Origin of the sequence: Pseudomonas sp. USTB-Z, assembly GCF_019691255.1 — a bacterium.
Lineage (GTDB): Bacteria > Pseudomonadota > Gammaproteobacteria > Pseudomonadales > Pseudomonadaceae > Aquipseudomonas > Aquipseudomonas alloputida.
The window spans coordinates 285843-304373 of the sequence record NZ_JAECZP010000004.1 but is presented as its reverse complement, the minus strand read 5'-3'; the positions used below and the strand labels follow the sequence as shown (position 1 = coordinate 304373).

At 61.5% G+C, this 18531-nt stretch carries 15 protein-coding genes; 11 read left to right on the top strand and 4 right to left on the bottom strand.

Annotation, left to right across the window (positions count from 1 at the left end; genetic code table 11):
* Window positions 1–52 precede the first annotated feature (52 nt).
* The 3 genes from galE to I8746_RS07275 all read right to left on the bottom strand — a co-directional run bounded on the left by galE (window position 53) and on the right by I8746_RS07275 (window position 5256).
* On the bottom strand, window positions 53–1018 hold the full coding sequence (gene galE, locus I8746_RS07285) for a UDP-glucose 4-epimerase GalE (protein ID WP_012052384.1): 966 nt from the start codon (window positions 1016–1018) through the stop codon (window positions 53–55).
* Window positions 1019–1123: 105 nt separating this feature from the next.
* On the bottom strand, window positions 1124–3724 hold the full coding sequence (locus I8746_RS07280) for a cellulase family glycosylhydrolase (protein WP_221100395.1): 2601 nt from the start codon (window positions 3722–3724) through the stop codon (window positions 1124–1126).
* 5 nt (window positions 3725–3729) lie between these two features.
* Window positions 3730–5256 (bottom strand): O-antigen ligase, encoded by a 1527-nt coding sequence (locus I8746_RS07275; protein ID WP_221100394.1) that lies wholly within the window; start codon window positions 5254–5256, stop codon window positions 3730–3732.
* A gap of 95 nt (window positions 5257–5351) precedes the next feature.
* On the opposite strand from I8746_RS07275, the gene I8746_RS07270 reads away from it, so the two are divergent.
* The 11 genes from I8746_RS07270 to I8746_RS07220 all read left to right on the top strand — a co-directional run bounded on the left by I8746_RS07270 (window position 5352) and on the right by I8746_RS07220 (window position 17418).
* Complete coding sequence (locus tag I8746_RS07270; RefSeq protein ID WP_012052381.1) at window positions 5352–6728, top strand: oligosaccharide flippase family protein; 1377 nt, start codon at window positions 5352–5354, stop codon at window positions 6726–6728.
* 236 nt (window positions 6729–6964) lie between these two features.
* Complete coding sequence (locus tag I8746_RS07265) at window positions 6965–8431, top strand: GMC oxidoreductase (protein WP_012052379.1); 1467 nt, start codon at window positions 6965–6967, stop codon at window positions 8429–8431.
* 103 nt (window positions 8432–8534) lie between these two features.
* Window positions 8535–9143 (top strand): acyltransferase, encoded by a 609-nt coding sequence (locus I8746_RS07260; protein WP_014756650.1) that lies wholly within the window; start codon window positions 8535–8537, stop codon window positions 9141–9143.
* A 1-nt stretch (window position 9144) separates the two neighbouring features.
* Complete coding sequence (locus tag I8746_RS07255) at window positions 9145–10101, top strand: glycosyltransferase family 2 protein (RefSeq protein ID WP_088513217.1); 957 nt, start codon at window positions 9145–9147, stop codon at window positions 10099–10101.
* Window positions 10102–10109: 8 nt separating this feature from the next.
* A complete protein-coding gene (locus tag I8746_RS07250) occupies window positions 10110–10634 on the top strand; it encodes a serine O-acetyltransferase (protein ID WP_014859598.1) in 525 nt (174 codons plus the stop codon).
* Window positions 10635–10639: 5 nt separating this feature from the next.
* Window positions 10640–11617 (top strand): glycosyltransferase family 2 protein, encoded by a 978-nt coding sequence (locus I8746_RS07245; protein ID WP_088513216.1) that lies wholly within the window; start codon window positions 10640–10642, stop codon window positions 11615–11617.
* Window positions 11618–11626: 9 nt separating this feature from the next.
* Window positions 11627–12631 (top strand): VirK/YbjX family protein, encoded by a 1005-nt coding sequence (locus I8746_RS07240; protein WP_221100393.1) that lies wholly within the window; start codon window positions 11627–11629, stop codon window positions 12629–12631.
* 49 nt (window positions 12632–12680) lie between these two features.
* A complete protein-coding gene (locus tag I8746_RS07235) occupies window positions 12681–13883 on the top strand; it encodes a glycosyltransferase (protein WP_221100392.1) in 1203 nt (400 codons plus the stop codon).
* A complete protein-coding gene (locus I8746_RS07230; protein WP_221100391.1) occupies window positions 13880–15067 on the top strand; it encodes a glycosyltransferase family 2 protein in 1188 nt (395 codons plus the stop codon). The genes I8746_RS07235 and I8746_RS07230 overlap by 4 nt, the downstream gene beginning before the upstream one ends.
* Entirely contained in the window at window positions 15067–15819 is a 753-nt protein-coding gene (locus tag I8746_RS07225) for a WecB/TagA/CpsF family glycosyltransferase (protein WP_221100390.1), read from the top strand. The genes I8746_RS07230 and I8746_RS07225 overlap by 1 nt, the downstream gene beginning before the upstream one ends.
* Window positions 15820–15996: 177 nt before the next feature.
* Complete coding sequence (locus tag I8746_RS07220) at window positions 15997–17418, top strand: undecaprenyl-phosphate glucose phosphotransferase (protein WP_004374281.1); 1422 nt, start codon at window positions 15997–15999, stop codon at window positions 17416–17418.
* A gap of 33 nt (window positions 17419–17451) precedes the next feature.
* Here the strand turns inward: I8746_RS07220 and I8746_RS07215 are convergent, their stop codons facing one another.
* A complete protein-coding gene (locus I8746_RS07215; protein WP_012052371.1) occupies window positions 17452–18393 on the bottom strand; it encodes a LysR substrate-binding domain-containing protein in 942 nt (313 codons plus the stop codon).
* Window positions 18394–18531: the final 138 nt, after the last annotated feature.

The following is an 18531-nucleotide window of genomic DNA, read 5'->3' as shown; positions in this document are numbered from 1 at the left end:
ATGCGCCTGTAGACGCCGCCTTGTGCTGCGCCTACAGGAAGCCGAGGGCAACTCAGCGCTCCCAGGGATACTGCAACTCCCACTGCCACGCATGCCGAACAATCTGCTCCAGCGAGGCGAATGCCGGACGCCAGCCCAGCACCTGCATGGCTTTGCTCGCATCCGCCACCAGCCGTGGCGGGTCGCCGGCGCGACGCGGTGCGTCAAGGGCATTGATCTGTCGCCCGGTCACTGCCCGGGCCGTATCGATCACCTGCTGCACCGAAAAGCCCAGGCCATTGCCCAGGTTGAACGCGGCACGCTCGCCACCGTCCAGTAAATAATCCACTGCCAGTGCATGGGCCGCCGCCAGGTCTGCCACATGCACGTAGTCGCGTATGCAGGTGCCATCCGGTGTGTCGTAGTCGCGACCAAACACTGTCACCGCCTCACGCCGGCCAGATGCAGCCTGCAGGATCAACGGGATCAGATGGGTTTCCGGTTCATGACGCTCGCCTAGCTGGCCTTCCGGGTCAGCGCCCGCTGCATTGAAATAGCGCAGGCATACCGACTTCAAACCATAGGCCCGGTCGAAGTCCTCAAGAATCTGCTCGACCATCCATTTGCTCAACCCGTACGGGTTGATCGGCCCCTTGGTGTGTGCTTCATCGATCGGCACGTACTGCGGGTTGCCGTATACGGCGGCACTCGAAGAAAACACCAAGTGCCTGATGCCGGCATTGACCATGGCCTGCAGCAGGGAAAGGGTGGCTGCGACGTTGTTCTGGTAGTACTTGCCGGGGGCACTGACCGACTCGCCCACTTGAATGAACGAGGCGAAGTGGAATACCGCATCGAAGCGGCACACGCCAAACAGCACATCCAGTGCGGCTTCGTCGGCGATGTCGAGCTTGGCCCACTGGATACCGGGGCCAGGTGAGACCAGGTCCGCCACCAGCACTTCATGGCCGGCGGCGAGCAGGTGCTTGACCATGTGCGAGCCAATGTAGCCCGCACCACCCACAACCAGATATTTCATCCCCACCTCCTGGAATCTGCTGTTTACAGACGCAGTGAACACTCCCTGACACGTGCAGGTGGGATGATCAGCTACAGGTGACCTGAGCGTAGATGGCCATATGCTCTATTTCAAGAATAGCCAATTGGACATGTAGGTTCCGTCGAAGGTAATGGTGTATTGCCCATCCTTGTAGGCCACTGGCAGCGGCTTCAGCTGTTCCCGTGCATCGCGGGCGAACAGTTTCAGGCCGGGGGGTGCCTTGATGTCCAGGCGGCCTTCAAGGGGCTCGACATTGAACGGCGTCTTGTCATCGGCCTTGGGCATGGCACGGGTGCCCAGAGACAGCAGAAGCTCGCGCGACTGGCCCAGTGGCTTGCCGTCCAGGCTCTGGACCACGACGCTGGCGTAAGGCGTTTTCGCTTGTACCTGAATGGCACCCAGGTTGACCGGGCGGCCGCCCAGCCAGCCGCTGGCGGCCTGGGTCAGTGGCGTGTCGATGGTGTAGATGCCTTGTTGCCAGTTGCGCCTGAGCTCGCCTGTATCGGTCACCGACTCGGTGGCATCGGCGGCCAGCAGCGATTGCCCCGGGTCATGCAGCACTTGCGCGCCTGCCGGGATGGGCGCGGGTTTTAGCCAGGGCAATTGCGGCGTGTGTGGCAGGGCGATCTGCAACTGGCCCTTTTCCATGGCCGTGCGCAGCAGCGGTGAGTTACGCGGGGTGATTTCCTGGTTGTACAGGGTGTCTGGTGTCGGTGCGAACACGTAGCGAGTGGTGGCGGGTTTTACGTCCGCACGGCGATAGAGCAGGGCAGCGGCGGGCAGGGTGGCGATCATCGCCGGGTCGTTGTACGCGTGCCAGTTGTCCGCCGTGCGCCAACCTGGGTTGAATGCTTGTTGGCTGTAGGCGTATTGCAGCATGGCGTCCCAGCCTTGGTGGCTGGCAGTGCCGGCGATGTAAATGGGGAGCGAGTGACGGTCCGGCAGCGGGAAGGGCTCGGCGTTCCACTCGGTGACGGTCAGCGGTTTGCCGACGACCTGGGCGGCAGCAATCCAGTCGATCATGCCGTCGCTGGTCAGCGGGTTCTTCTCCAGTTGGCCTGCGTCGCCGTAGCTGTGGGCGTCGATGACATCACCAACGCTCAGTGCCGGCAGTGCGCTAAGCCCATTGCCGCCCCAGGTGCTGGTGGTCGCAATGGGGACTTTCACGCCCACGCTGCGCAAGTGGGCGATCATGTCGGCATTGAAGCGTTGTTCCAGCTCGTTGAGCAACAGCTTCGACGGCCCATGCTCCCAGGCACGCCAGGTCAGGTCGGCGGGCAGGTCAAACTGTTTGGCAAAGGCCTTGGCCGCCGTCATGTAGCGTGCGCTGTGGCGCGGTACATCCTTGTTCGGCATCAGGGCGTTGCCGTAATGCTGGGTCAGGTCATTCTCGTTGGTGATCAGCACGGCGGCGATGGCCGGGTCGTCCTTGTAGGCCAGGCCCGTGTATTCGTTCACATGGGTCAGGTACTGCTCGGCGAAGCGTTTCATCGCTTGCTGGATACTGTCGTTCACGTAGGCGTAACCCTTCAGGTCGACGCGACCATCCTGCTCGGGCAGCTCCTTGAAGTCTTCGATATTGTCGTTGGCGGTAAACGCACGCTGCACATGCATGTCCAGCCAGATGTAGATGCCTTCGTCCTTGAGTGACTTGATCCACAGGTCGAGCTTGCGCAGCGATTCGGCGCTGAGCTGCTGGGTATCGCGCACCAAGGTGCCGTCGCCAAAGACGTTGGGGCTGACCCAGGGCGAGTCGTGGTGATGCAGGCGCACCAGGTTGAAGCCCAGTGCCGAAAGGCGTTTGGCCTGTTGGCGTATTTCGTCGTCGGGGCTTTTGAACAGCGAGTAGGCCGACAGGTTGGTGCCCCAGAAGCGTATCGGGGTGTTGTCGGCAAACATCAACTGGTCGCCGACCGCCTTGACGAAGCCACGCTTACCGGCGGGTCTTTCCGCTGCGTTGAGGAACGACAGGTCCACCGGCGAGGTGCGCCAGTCCAGTTGGTCATCAGGCCACTTGGCGGGGTCTGCCAGGCCGAAGCGCTCGGTGGGCGTCGGGCCGAGTTCGATGTCGCCGGTCACGTTGAGCACAGCCTTGAGCTGCTGGCGGCCGGCGCTGATCGGGTCCTTGTAGAGGAATGCGCGCAGCTCGGACGGGTTGCCGCGCTCGAAATAGACCTTGGCCAGTGGCGGGTCGAAGCGCATTTCGATGCGTCGACCCTGGTCGGCCTTGCCCCACGTCCAGCCGCGGTTGTCGGGCAGCAACTGCGGGGCCCCCATGTTGCCGGCGATTTGTGCCGGGTCGAACTGGAACACCAGGCCGCCACCCATGACACCGCTCTGGCGGCTGTGGGCGTCGAGGTCGAAGGCCCAGCTCAGGGTTTGCGCCTGTTCCTTGCGGATGTCAGCCTGCAGGTCGAAGTCCAGTTCCTTGTTCTTGCCCCGCAGCGTGTAGTGGTAAGGGCCATTGACCTTGAAGTCGGTATAGAAACCGGTCCAGCTCCAGTTGGCAGCCCAGAAATCGAATTTGGCCTTCATGACCGGGCCACCGCCGTGTGTCACGGTAGGCAAGCCATTTTGCTCATCGACACTGACCTGCCAGTCTGAAGCCCAGCTGGCCAGCGGCAGCAGGGCCAGGCCGGCAATGGCCGAAAGGCGCACGTAATGACGCAGGGACAGCCTATTCATGAACATTACCTGGGTTGTAGGTCGGGTTCTGCCAGCTCCACGGCCGGGCTGTTGTGCAGGCGGCGAACCATCTGGATGTAGGCCACGCCCAGCCCTGCGATAGACCAGTACACCACCGGGATGAAGGTGATGCTGCTGACGGTGAAGATGATGACCAGAATGCCGGTCAGCGTTGCCAGCAACACCCGGCCGAGCTGTCGTCGCTCGTCATCCTTGTCGGCAAAACTGAGCATGGCCCTGCGGATACCCAGCAGTAGCACGGCAAAGAACGCCACGAACAGGCCTAGCCCGACCAGGCCGGCCCGCAGCGCCAGATTGATGTAGGTGTTGACGATATCGATGATGCCTTCGCCCTGGATCATCGCCTGCATTTCGGGTGTGTTACGGAAATCGAAGGAGCCGAACAGCGGGTTGCGCTGGATGACGATCCAGGCGTTGTCCATCAGCCGCTCGCGGTAGGTGATGTTCTCTTTCTCGAGGTTGCCGATGAACGGCAGCAGGTCCAGCACCTTGTCGCCGCCAGGCACGACGGTCAGCAAGGGCAACGCCAGCATGCCAGCCGCACCCAGCAGCGCCAGGCGCTTGACGGCGCCTTTGCCCAGGGCAATGAACACCACCACGATGACCACGCCGCCGATCCACGGGCCACGCGACAATGGCGCGAACAGCCCGGCGGCCAGCAGCAGGGCGCCCATGGCCCTGTGCAGCGGACGTTGCACATAGCCTTGCACGAACAGGAACAGGCCGATGGCCACGCTCATCACGTAACCCAGTACGATCGCCTGGCCGGTGGTGACGCTCGCCCGCAGCGCACCGCCGCGGCTCAGGTAACCGGACATGCTCCATGGCACGCCCATGGCGTCGACCAGCGCGCTGTACAGTAACCAGTGGCGCACATACTCGGCCACAGCGATCAGCGCCATGACGAAAGAGACGAGTACGAAGGCCAGCAGGGTGTCCTTGAAGTCGCTGATCTGACGCAGGCCACGGCTGGCCACGTAATACGGCAGGAGTACGTCGACATACAGGTACAGCGCCTGGCGCAGCGTGTCGGTAGGGGTGGTTTCGCGCAAATAGAGCACGCTCAGCAGCAGCAGGCCGGCCGCCAGCAACTTATCAGTCCAGGTGCGGCCAAAGCGCAGGGTGTCACCTTGGCGGCGCAGGTGCAGCGCGGCCGGCAGCAGCACGCACAGGCTCAGCAGGCGAATATGGTTCAGGTCAACGAGGTAATTGACCACGCCAAACCCGGGCACCTGTACCGACGCTGGCGGGATCAGGAACAGCAGCATGTAGAACAGCGCCATGGGGTTGTGCTCGCGGCGCCCGGCCAGCAACAGGACGACCGCGCCCACGCCCAGGTACAGCCAGAAGCTGTGCGAGAAAAAAGCCAGCAGGGTCAGCAGGAACCACAGATTACGCCGGCGCTTGTAGTCACTGAGCGGAATCAGGTCGGTGGCAGGCCGCCGGGCCATCAGGAAGACCACGCTCGCCAAAAACAGGATGACGATCAACGCACGAAAATGTTCAGGCATCGGCTATGTACACCTTTCCCTTGGTGGGCAACGGCTAGCATCGTGGCTAATTGAAACTATAGTGACTTTTAGCCAATCAGTCAGAGATTGAAGTCATGCCGTCGATTGATGTGTCAGCCGCCGCGAGCCTGCGCAAGCGGGCCCTGAGGGCCGGGTCATGGAACCTGGTCTCGCAGGTGGCTTCACAGGTGATGCGCCTGGGCGGCAATCTGATCATGGCCCGCTTGCTGCTGCCGGAAATGTTCGGCGTGATGGTCATTGCCACCACTGTTTCGATACTGCTGCATTTGCTTTCCGATGTGGGCCTGCGGCAGAACATCATCCAGAGCCACCGTGGTGACGATCCAGATTTTCTCAATACCGCCTGGACCGTGCAGATCATCCGCGGTTTCCTGCTGTTTGCCCTTACCCTGCTGCTGGCCCTGGGGGCTTGGTTGGCGCAACTGGCTGAGCTTTGGCCGGCAGACTCTACCTATGCCGCGCCCGTACTGCCGATGGTACTGGCGGTCACCGGCCTGTCGGCGGCCATCTGGGGTTTCCAGTCCACCAAGATAGATGTGGCGGTACGAACTTTCCAACAAAAGCGCGTGGTGTTGGTCGACCTTGCCTCGCAGTTGGCTGGCCTGGTGGTGATGCTGGTGCTGGGCTTGCTGACCCATTCGATCTGGGCGCTGGTGTTATCAGGCCTGGTTTCGGCGGTCGTCTGGACCGTGCTGGGGCATACCGCCCTGGAGGGGCCCAACAACCACCTGCGCTGGGACCGTTCGGCGCTGACCGAGCTGATTGTGTTTGGCCGCTGGATCCTGTTGTCGTCGATGGTCGGCGTGCTGGCGATGTACGGCGACCGCATATGGTTTGGCGCCAGCATGTCGGCGGCGCAACTGGGTGTGTATTCGATCGCCGTGCTGATCCTGGGTGCGGTGCAGACCGCGCTCATGAAAATTGTCGGCGCGGTGGCGCTGCCTGCTTTCAGCGAGGCGGCCAGGGCCGACGACAGGCCGCGCCTGAAAGCGCTGTATTTGCGCTTTCGGCTGCTGGTCGACCTGCTGGTGCTGTTCATCTGTGGCGGTTTCCTGACCGCCAGCCCGCTGCTGATCGGCTGGATGTATGACGATCGCTACCGCGAAGCCGGGCCGATGCTGGCGATTCTCTCGCTATCGTTCATCGTATTGCGCTATACCTTGGCTCATCAGGTGTGGATTGCCTTGGGCCTGACCAAGTACCAGGCCATGGACAACATTATCCGCCTGGTCTCGTTATGGGGGCTGTTGCCGCTGTTACTGGCGATTGGCGGGGTGGAGTGGGCTATCTGGGGGGTTGCCCTGCATGCTGTGCCAACGCTGGTGCTGGTTGTGTATGTGAACTGCAAACTGGATATCTTCAGCCTCAAACGTGAGCTGGTGGTACTGCCGATGTTGCTGGTCGGGGCGCTATGCGGGGCACTGTTGACGGCCTTTTTCAACTGGCTGTAGCGCAGTTTGCCGAGTGTAACTTTCATGGCTACAGGTCACGGGATCATGGGGAAGCTCACTTTTTGTACTGCGCAGTTGGGTCGTAGAGGTTTTCTCCAGAGTTGTGTCTTGCTTAGTGTGGGGGGCGCGGTATTTGGCGCCTCGGCGGCCGTTGCCAGCAAGACGGTCGAAAAGCCTGGGTTTGTGGTAATCAACGGTTGGGTATTGCCGTCCCGTTACTTCCGGAACGCGTCAGCATGATCAAGGACTTTCAGCAGCAGAAGGCGCTGCGCGACGACTATGATTTCTGCATCATCGGCGCCGGCCCGGCGGGTATAACCCTGGGCTTGCGCCTGGCAGCCGCCGGCTGGAGCGTCATGATCGCCGAAGGCGGGGGGCGCGAATATGCGCCGTATTCGCAAGACTTGTACGCGTGCTCATCCACCGGCCTGGAACTGTATGCCGAGGAAACCCGCCTGCGTTACCTGGGTGGCACCTCCAATCACTGGGCTGGCCGTTGCCGTCCATTCACCCCCTCGGATTTTGCCGTCGCCCCGCCAGGCGACTTGCCGGGTTGGCCAATTCCCTACTCGGAGATCGAAGGCTTCCTGCCGGCAGCGATGGAGATCGTCGATCTGGCGCCTGGCTCGGATTTTCGCGCGATGAATGCCGGCCTCAATGGTGGTGACTTCGAGGCGGACCGTTTTCTGCTCAGCACGCCGACACGCTTTGCGCAAAAGTACGCTTCAGCACTGGAGCAGACGCCAGGCCTGGACGTATTCATCCACTGTAATTGCGTTGACCTGGAGTTCGACAAGGCTTCCGGCCACCTGGCTGCGGTGGTGTTGTCCGACTATGAGCGCAATCGTCAACGCCTGGTGGCTGGCAATTTCATTCTGGCCACAGGTGCCATCGAGAATGCCCGGCAGTTGCTCAACAGCGAGACCTTGGTGGCCGCAGGCGTGGTGGGCAAGGAAGGGCTGGTCGGCGGGTGTTTCATGGAACACCTGAATATCGAAATGGGCACATTCATCCTTAAGTCCGGGCAGGACCCAGAGCCGCGCCAGTACTACACCACCGATGCTTTCGTCGACGAGTACAAGGCCGGTAAAGGCAATGTCACTGCTGTTTTGCTGGCCGATGTGCAGACCTATGGCCGCACTGCCGAGGTGAAGTATTTTCTCGAGAGCCTGGCCTGCGACATGGGGTTTGCCAACAAGGTCGCCTTCGTCGCCAAGTTCAGTTGCCCTGGTGACGGCGTGATCAGCACCATGATCGAGCAGTTCCCCAACCTGCACAGCCGTATTTCGCTGCTGGACGAGAAGGATGCGCTGGGCGTGGCCAAGGTCAATGTCAATTGGGTGCTGAGCGCCGAAGATCGGCACACCATCAAGTGCATTGGTAGCGAACTGGCCAAGCAGTTCGCCGACATGGATCTGGGGTTCGTCAAACTCAACGATTTCGTCTACGACACCTCGATTCCGCTGAAAATGGCGCCCCATGCCCATCACATGGGCACCACGCGTATGGCCGCCTCGCCACAGTTCGGTGTAGTCGATGCCAATTGCAAGGTGTTCGGTACCGAAAACCTGTATGTCGCCGGCAGCAGCATTTTTGCCAAGGGCGGCGCCTCCAACCCGACCATGCCGCTGTTGCAATTTGCCTTGCGGCTGGCCGACCACCTCGATAACAAGATGAAAGCGGCCAGCAGCGCCGCTGCGTGATGCAGGTTGTACACGGGTGAGTGCGATGCGGTCAGCACCTAGAAGAACGAGACCGGAACGCCTCAGGATACTCCAGATTGTTCAGATCGCGAGGCCAGGCAGTATGAAGGGATGGATACGCAAGGCAGTGGCGCACTACGCCCATGCAACCGGGCGAGGGGGCAAATTTTACAGGAGGTTCTGCAACCCTTCTGGTCTCGAATGGGGGGCCTATCTGGCCCGATGGGGCAACTTTCATTCGGTCGGCAGCAATTTCTACGTCAATACAGGCTGTAAGTTTCTCGACCCGTCGCTGGTCCGTATCGGTAACAGCGTGGGCTTGTCCGACTGTACGTTGATCGGTCATGACGGGGTGGTATTGCTGATCGAGCATCGCTTTGGCAAGCACCTGGATTCGGTCGGATTCATCGACATCAAGGACAATTGCTTCATCGGCCATGGTGCGATCGTGATGCCTCGCGTGACCATCGGGCCCGAATCCATCGTGGCCGCAGGGGCGGTCGTGACCAAGGACGTGCCGCCAGGCACCGTCTATGGTGGCAACCCTGCGGAGTTCATTTGTACCACCGAGCAGTTGATCAAACGGGTCGAGGCACGTTGCGAAGCCTACCCATGGATCGATCTGGTGAAGCAGCGCAACGGTGCCTACGACCCGGAAGTGGAACCGTTACTGATGGCGCAAAGACGCCAGTATTTCTTCGGGGACAGCTAAAATGGCTAGCAAACCAGTGGATGTCATGGTGGTCAACTTCAATACCGCTGGACTGCTGCAGCCGATGTTCGATGCACTGCGCCGGGCCGACAGCGATCGGCTGGCCAGTTACCTGGTGGTCGACAATGCCTCGCGCGATGACTCGGTGCAGCGCATGGCCCAGGTGTGCCCCGAGGCACTGCTGCTGAGCAACAAGCAGAACGTGGGGTTCGGCCGGGCCAACAACCAGTTGTTGGCGCACCTCAAGGGCAAGTACGCCTTGCTGCTCAATACCGATGCCTTCGTTGCCGCCGACTCGCTGCAAAAAACGCTCGACTACATGGATGCCCACCCGGAGTGCGGCGTACTGGGGGTGCGCCTGGAGGGTCGCGATGGCGACCTGCAACCAAGCTGTCGCTACTTCCCCACGCCGCTCAATGTGTTCGTTGGGCGTACCGGGTTGGGGCGGTTCTTCCCAGGGGTGAAGATGGTTGACGACATGAACTGGGACCACGCCTCGGTGCGCGAGTGTGACTGGTTGCCCGGCTGCTTCTACCTGGTACGCCGCGAAGTACTCGACAAGGTGGGTTTGTTCGACCCGCGCTATTTCCTTTATTACGAGGAGGTGGACCACTGCAAGCGGGTGAAGGAAGCGGGCTGGAAAGTGGTGTTCTACCCGCATACCACGGTGGTGCATATCGGTGGCGAAAGCTCCAAGTCGGTGGCGGAGCTGGAGGCTGCCAGCCGGCAGATCTCGTCCTATCAGATCGAAAGCGAGTTGCTGTACTTTCGCAAGCATCACGGGGTGGCGGGGCTTGCCCTGCACATGCTGCTGGTGACGCTGGGCGACTTGGTGCTGGCACTCAAGGCGCTGTTGAAACGACGCGGCTGGGGCGCCATACAGGCCTGCTGGCGTCATTGCCGGGCAACCTGGTCTTTGCTGTTCAAGACCCGGTACGCCAGCCAACCGACAAGGTAGGTGGAGCCATGTTCGAGAATATTCGCGCCGACCTGCGTGCCCATGGCGGGGACTGGGGCGCCCAGGGCTTCTGGGTATTGCTGGTGTACCGCTTTGGCCGCTGGCGCTATACGCTGCGCCCGGCACTGCTGCGCAAACTGTGCTCGCTCATCTACAAGGTGCTGTTCAAATTCGTCCAGATCATCACCGGTATCGAACTGCCGTGCGAGGTGGTGATCGGGCGCAACTTCGTCATCGATCATTTTGGTGGCATCGTTGTCAGCGGCTATGCCCGCTTCGGCGATGACTGCCGTATCCGCAACGGCGTGGTGGTGGGCCTGAAGAATGTCGACGAGCCGATTGCCCCGGTGTTCGGCAATAACGTCGACATCGGCACCGGGGCCAAGGTGCTGGGCAGTATTCGCATCGGCAACAACGTGATCATCGGCGCCAATGCCGTCGTGCTGGTAGATGTGCCTGACAATTCACTGGCAGTGGGGGTGCCGGCCATCATCAAGGCCCGGCAACCGGCCGCCGCGGCATCGGTCGAGTGAGGCCTATGGCAACGGTGATCGGGGTGGTGGTAATCGGCCGCAATGAAGGCCAGCGTCTCGAGCGCTGCCTTGTTTCGCTGGCGCACGGGGCGGACAAAGTCATCTACGTCGACTCGGGCTCCACCGATGGTTCGCTGCAGTTGGCCGCCAACCTTGGCGTGGCGGTGCTGGCGCTGGACATGAGTATCCCGTTCACCGCCGCACGCGCCCGCAATGAAGGTTTTGCCGCCTTGCAGCGCCTGTTGCCATCGATGCAACTGGTACAGTTCGTCGATGGCGACTGCGAGGTGAATGCCACCTGGCTGGCCACGGCGCAGGCTTTTCTTGAGCAGCACCCCGCCGTGGCAGTGGTGTGTGGTCGCCGGCGTGAGCGCTTCCCGCAGCGTTCGGTGTACAACTTGCTGTGCGACCTGGAGTGGGATACCCCGGTCGGTGAGGCCAAGGCCTGTGGCGGCGATGCGCTGATGCGGGCAGACGCCTTTGCTGCTGTGGGTGGCTTCCGGCCTGACCTGATCGCCGGAGAAGAGCCTGAACTGTGCGTGCGTTTGCGGGCCAACGGCTGGAAGGTCTGGCGACTGGCTGCCGAGATGACCCTGCACGATGCCGGCATGACCCGTTTCAGCCAGTGGTGGCGGCGTAGCCTGCGTGCTGGGCACGCCTATGCCGAGGGCGCCTACCTGCATGGCCAGCCACCCGAGCGGCATTGGCTGCGTGAGTCACGTCGGGCCTGGTTGTGGGGCCTGGGCATACCCTTGGTGATCGTGCTGGCCTGCCTGCTGCTGGGCGGCTGGGGCCTGCTCTTGCTATTGATCTACCCCCTGCAGGCCGTGCGCCTGGCCCGCCGCGGCGGCAAGTCGACGCGCGAGAACTGGCTGCAGGCTGTGTTTCTGGTGTTGGGCAAATTCCCGGAAATGCTCGGCCAGCTGAAGTTCCTGCGCCACCGCCTTGCGGCTGGCAAATCGGCTTTGATCGAGTACAAGTGAGAGAAACCCATGATGCTCGGCACCCTCGTGAAAAGCGTGTTTACCTTGCAACCGGGTTACTCGTTGCGGGCGATGCACAACAAGTACAAGTTGGCACGGCAGATCGCCAGGCAGTGGCCTGAGCTGAACGGGTTCATGCAGCGCATGACGGCGGCGCTGGGCCCACATGGTTTGCAGCGCCTGGGTGTGGATTGTATCGGTGTCGTGCAATGGCCTTACATCAGCCGATGCTGGGAGGCGCCACAGCGTCTGGATGTGGTGGCTTCGCACTTTGAACAGGTGGCTGGGCAGTTCCCGGCGTTGCTGTTGCTGGGGCGCGACGAAAACCTGAAGTTGTGTGACCTGTCCAGCCACTCGCCGGGCTGTTGCCTGGTACTGGACCGGCCAATCTGGTTCAAGCGCGAAGGCGAGCTGGTGCTGAACCTGTTCCAGGCCGACCTGCGTGTGGCATCCCTGGCCTTCACCCTGGGCTGCAGCCAAGGTGAGACCAGCCTGTTCATCGGTGCGGTGCAGGGTATTCACAAAGGTATCGACAGCGAAACCTCACTGGCTATCTACCGTGACCTGACCAAGGACTTCGAAGGGTTGCGGCCACGCAGCCTGTTGCTCGAAGCGTTGAAATGCCTGGGCAGGACCTTGGGTGTGACGCAGCTGTATGCCGTCAGTGACGCCTGCCGGCACCATCGCCATCCCTATTTTGGCAGCGACAAGGGCCAGGACCTGGCGGCCAACTACGACGCGATCTGGCAGGAACATGGCGCCACAGCGTCTGACCGTGAGGACTTTTTTACCCTGCCTCTAGCGCCGGCTCAACGGGCGGAAGCTGACATTCCGGCCAAGAAACGGGCGATGTACCGCCGCCGCCAGGCATTGCTTGACGATGTTTTCACCCGCTTGCAGGCAGCATTGCCAAGCAGCAACCACAACCTTGGACTACAAGGAAAACAGGGGGATGCATTTGCTGTGAGTGCATCGGCAGTAGACAGGCCGCCCGTAGTCGACAGCCTGAAGTGAAGGTTGCCAGGGAAGGTTGGTCATCAAGCGGGTTTGGATCTGGATTCGTATGCATATTGCTTACTTCATCAATCAGTACCCGAAAGTCAGCCACAGTTTCATCCGTCGCGAAATTCTGGCGCTGGAGCGCCAGGGGGTTGAGGTGCAACGTATAGCCCTGCGTGGGTGGGACGCCGAGGTGCAGGATGCCGAGGACGCAACCGAACGGGGCAAGACCCGCTACGTATTGCAAGGTGGGCTCAAGGGGTTGTTGGCACCGACGTGGCAAGTACTGCGTACGCAGCCGCGGCGGTTTTTCCAGGCGCTGGGGCTGGCCATGCGCCTTGGCCTGCGGGCCGACCGTGCCTGGCCCTACCACCTGGTCTACCTGGCCGAGGCCTGCCTGGTGCTGCAATGGTTGCAGGCTGGGGAGGCAACACATGTGCACGCGCATTTCGGCACCAACTCTACTGAAGTGGTCATGCTGGCCAACGTCCTGGGCGGGCCGACATACAGCTTTACCGTGCACGGGCCGGAAGAATTCGACAAACCACAGTTCTTGCACATGGGTGAGAAGGTGCAGCGCGCCGCCTTTGTCGCGGCGGTGAGCTCGTACGGACGAAGCCAGCTGTACCGTTGGGTGGCGCACGAGCACTGGGGCAAGGTGAAGGTGGTGCATTGCGGACTGGAGCGTGGTTTCCATGAGGTGGCGCCAGTCGATGTGCCATCGGCGCCACGGCTGGTGTGTGTTGGGCGCCTGTGCGAACAGAAGGGCCAGCTGCTGTTGCTCGAAGCGGCGCGCTGTCTCGCTGCCCGGTCGATCACCTTCGAGCTGGTGCTGGCGGGTGACGGTGAAATGCGCGAGCAGATCGAGGCCTTGATTGCCCGGCACGGCTTGCAGCAGCAAGTGCGTATCACTGGCTGGATCAGCAGTGCGCAGGTACGTGAGGAAATCCTGGCCGCCCGTGCGCTGGTGCTACCCAGTTTCGCCGAGGGTTTGCCCGTGGTCATCATGGAGGCCATGGCCTTGCGCCGGCCCGTGCTCACCACCTATGTAGCGGGTATCCCCGAGCTGGTGCGGCCTGGCGAGAACGGCTGGCTGTTCCCTGCCGGCGCCGTGGACGAGCTGGCAACAGCCATGGCCGACTGCCTGGCGCAACCGGCCGAGGTACTGCAGCGTATGGGCGAGGTGGCCTACCAGCGTGTGGTGCAACGGCATGACATCGACACCGAGGCGGCCAGGCTGGCCAGCTATTTCAAGGCATACGCATGATAAGTGTATTGGGTTGGTTACTGGGCCTGTTGGCGATCATCGTCCTGGTACCGGTGTTGGTGCTGGTGCTGCAAGTGTTGCTGGCTTGCCTGCCGGCGCGGTCGAGGCCCAAGGGCATTGGCGAGCGCCCGCGAGTGGCGGTGTTGGTGCCCGCCCACGATGAGGCATTGATCATTCGCGCGATGCTGGCGAGCGTTACGCCGCAACTGCTGGACGGCGACCGCTTGCTGGTCGTGGCGGACAACTGTTCGGATGACACGGCCCAGTTGGCACGTGAGGCCGGCGCCGAAGTGGTAGAGCGCCACGATACGCGGTTGCGCGGCAAAGGTTACGCATTGGATTTCGGCGTGCGCCATCTGGCTCAGCGGCCGCCCGAGGTGGTCATCGTGGTGGATGCCGACTGCCAGGTGGGCGAGGGGGCGATCGATTGCCTGGCGCGCCGCTGCCACGCACTCGCCCGCCCGGTACAGTCGCTGTACCTGATGCGTGCACCGGCAGGTGCCGGGTTGCGGGTGCAAGTTGCCGAGTTTGCCTGGCGGGTCAAGAACCTGGTGCGGCCACGCGGCTGGGCGCGCCTGGGCCTGCCATGCCAGCTGATGGGCGCGGGCATGGCGTTCGGCTGGCACGATCTGAGCCTGATCAACCTGGCCAATGGTCATCTGGTCGAGGATGTGAAGCTGGGCCTGGACCTTTGCCAGCAGGGTAAGCCGCCTGCTTTCTGCCCCGAGGCACTGGTCACTAGCCAGTTCCCGCTCAGCCAGCAAGGCCTCAACAGCCAACGCACCCGCTGGGAGCATGGCCATCTGGGCTTGATGCTTGCCGACGCACCCAAACGGGCGATGGCTGCAATCACCCAGCGCAACGCTAGCCTGGCGGCCTTGACCCTGGACCTGCTGGTGCCGCCCCTGGCGTTGCTGGTACTGACCTTGCTCGGGCTTAACCTGGTGACCTGGCTGGCGTACCTGCTGTTCGGCCTGGCGGCGCCCGCGTGGCTCGCCTTTGCCGGTTTGGCCTTGCTGGCCTTCGCTGTGACGTTGGCCTGGGCGCGCTTCTGCCGTGAAGTGATACCGTTCTCGGTGTTGTTGTACGCGCCGTTTTACGCGGCCAGGAAAATGCCCTTGTACCTGAGTTTCCTGATCAAGCGCCAGGTTGAATGGGTGCGTTCAAAACGGGATAACGACTGATGGATCAGTGGCAGAATCGCTGGAAGCGTGTGATCGACCAGCTGGAAGTGATCGCTGATGGCGCCGCTGTGCAGCGCCTTCTCGACCGCCTGGCTACGCCGGATACGGGCACCGTGCTGGGCTTCGTCAACGCCCATGCGATGAACCTGGTGGTGCGCGATGGTGGCTACAGCCAGGCACTGTCGGCCGCAGATGTGCTGCTGCGCGATGGCGCCGGCATGGCGATTCTGTATCGCCGCCTGGGCCTGGAACCCGGGCTGAACATGAACGGCACTGACTTCATTCCCAGGCTCATGGCTGCTTACCGAGGGCGCAAGGTCGCCTTCTGGGGCACCCGGCAACCCTACCTGGACCAGGCCGTGCGGCGCTGTGAAGCCGAGTTTGGCATCGTGCCGGTGTCGGTTCACGATGGTTTCGCCAGCCTTGAAACCTATTTGCAGTTGGCCCGCGAGCAGCAACCCGAGCTGATCGTGCTGGGCATGGGCATGCCCAAGCAAGAAGCGGTGGCAGCGGAGTTGGCAGTCACTGGCGGGCCATGCCTGATCGTGTGCGGTGGGGCGATCCTGGACTTCCTCGGCGGCAAGGTCAGCCGTGCCCCCGAATGGTTGCGGCGTTTGGGGGGCGAGTGGCTGTACCGCCTGCTGCGCGAACCCAAGCGCCTGTTCATGCGATACGTGGTGGGCAATCCGCTATTCCTGTTGCGCACCCTGCTGTACCGGCGGGCGGCGGTTTCGACCAGGCGGGCCCTATGAATCGGTCAACGATCGCACAAGCGGTGATTCCGGGTACGCCAGCAGCGGGTGGCTGCTACAGTGATATCAATCGCTTGAGAGCGCCACGCGCCTGCTGCACGGGCTTTGCGTAACCTGTTTTCAAAACTTGCTGTTTGATGGAAGGCACTTGCTACGCTCATTTTGATGAGGTCTGAAATGGTTTTCGAACCCAGAAGCAGTCGTTCCTTACTCCAGAGAAGAAGCAGTGTCAGTAACGCCATTCAGGCCGGCCTCGATGGTATTGCCGTCACCGGTATTGCCTGGTACCTGATCTACGACCAGTTCGGCTATATCACATCCGATTACGTGATCATGCTGCTGTTGCTGATTGGCGCACTGGCAGTCATTTATGATCATTACGCCATCTACCGCACCAACGTCGGGCTTTCGATCAAGGCGTTCCGCCTGTTCAAGGCCTGGTCGGCAACGTTTTGCTTCCTGGTCGTCATGGCTTTCCTGACCAAACAGAGCGAAACCTATTCACGGCTATTGGTGGTGCAACTGTTCGTCATTGGTTATGTCGCCCAGCTATTCTTGCATTTTGCCGTGCGCGAACTGCAAAAGCGCTTTAGTGCGCATGCGCGCCTGGACAATGCCCTGATCATCGGCAACGGTGACCTGGCCAACTTCCTGTATCAGAAAATCAGCAACAACCCGTGGTTTGGCGAACGAGTGCTGGGCTGCGTGCTGCTCGACAAAGGCGATGGGCAGGGGTTGGAGAGTGCCGAGGGCAAGCAGCGCCTGCCAGTGCTGGGGCATATTGGCGACCTCGACGAGCTGGTGGCCCAACACGGCATTCGTACGGTGTACCTGGTGACGCCACTGGGTGGCTCCGAGGTCATCAACGACGTTTACTTCAAGTTGCTCGACAAGTGCATTGCGGTGAACTGGGTGCCGGATATCTTCTCGTTGCGCCTGATCAACCACAGCGTGCGGGAAATTGCCGGCATTCCGGTGCTGACCTTGTCGGAGACACCCTTGACGGGCATGAGCCTGTTCTTGAAAAACCTTGAGGACCGGGTGCTGGCCGCGTTGATTTTGCTGTTTGCATCACCCGTATTGCTGGCTGTTGCGCTGGCCATCAAGATCGACAGCCGCGGGCCGGTGTTCTTCCGCCAGGAACGTACCGGCTGGACAGGAGAATCGTTCCGTATCTGGAAGTTTCGCAGCATGCATGTTCACCAACCGGAAGCAGGTGTGGTCAAGCAGGCGCAGAAGAATGACCCACGGTTGACCCGGGTCGGCGCCTTTATCCGGCGTACAAGCCTTGATGAACTGCCACAATTGTTCAATGTGCTGACCGGGGAAATGTCCCTGGTAGGGCCGCGGCCGCATGCCTTGCAACATGACACCTTGTATTCGCAGGATATCGTTGACTACTTTGCCCGCCACAATATCAAGCCCGGCATGACAGGTTTGGCGCAGGTGCGCGGGTTCAGGGGGGAGACCAAGGATATCGAGCAAATGATCCAGCGAGTCGACTCGGACATCGAGTACATCAACAACTGGTCGTTGTGGCTGGACTTCGTGATCCTGGTGCGCACGCTCAATGCCTTCACCGGTAAGCAGGCTTATTGAGCGAAGCGCTCCTGCTCAAGCGCGCCCAAGTGGCTATTCCTTGTTCAACGGATGCAACGCCCTGAACCCCCGCGCTTCTTCCACCAGCCAGTCATGCACCGCCCGCGCACCTGGCTGGTTCAAGCCGCCTGGCGGGTAATGCACCACATAACGCTTGTGGTTGGCGATCGGTACACCAAAGGGCACGATCAGTGCGCCGCGCTCCAGTTCGTCATTGAGCAGCGTGCGTCGTGCAATCGCCACGCCGATACCGGCAATCGCCGCCTCGATGGTCAGGTGGTTGCGGTTGAAAGTGTGCCCGCGCCGCACATCCAGGCCGGCGGCGCCGATGCCTTCCAGGTAGAACTCCCACTCGGCATATTCCGAACTGCCACGCCAGGCGGTGATGTCATGCAGCAGCGGGTAGTGCGCCAGGTCAGCGGGGCCGTGCAGCGGCGGGCGCCCGCGTAGCAGTGCAGGTGAGCACACCGGGAAGATCTGCTCGTCCAGCAGCGGCGTCGAGAGCATGCCTGGGTAGCTACCATCGTTCAGGTCGATGGCCAGGTCGAAGTCACCCGGGGTCAGCGCCTGGGCGCTGTCTTCGGCGACCAGGCGTAGTTCGATATCCGGGTAGCGCTGTTGAAAACGCGGTAAGCGCGGCGTGAGCCATTTGGCCAGGAACGAGGGGATCGAACGCACACGCAATGTGCCGCGGATTTCCCCCGCGTCCAGCCGCAGCAGTTCGGCTTCGATACTGCCGTAGGCTTCCGCCACCGTCTGGGCCAGGCGTTGCCCCTCGGCGCTCAGCTCCACGCCGCGCGCCCGTCGCAGGAACAGCCGGTAGCCCAGGCGCTCTTCCAGCTGGCGCATCTGCTGGCTGACCGCGCCCGGGGTGATGTGCAGCTCTTCGGCACAGCGGGTGAAGGACAAGTGCCGGGCTGCGCAGGCAAAAACATGCAGCCAGACGAACATCTGACCGTTGAGTTGTCGTCGCATCGTTTAGTACCACTAAAGGCTTGCTTAGGAAGTTTCGTTGGTCATCCGTGAGCCAGCGCGGCAGTATCGCGCAAATTCGCAATAACGCTCAATTTCTTCAGACACCCCTATCCTGGATGCATATCAGGGTAGGGTCAG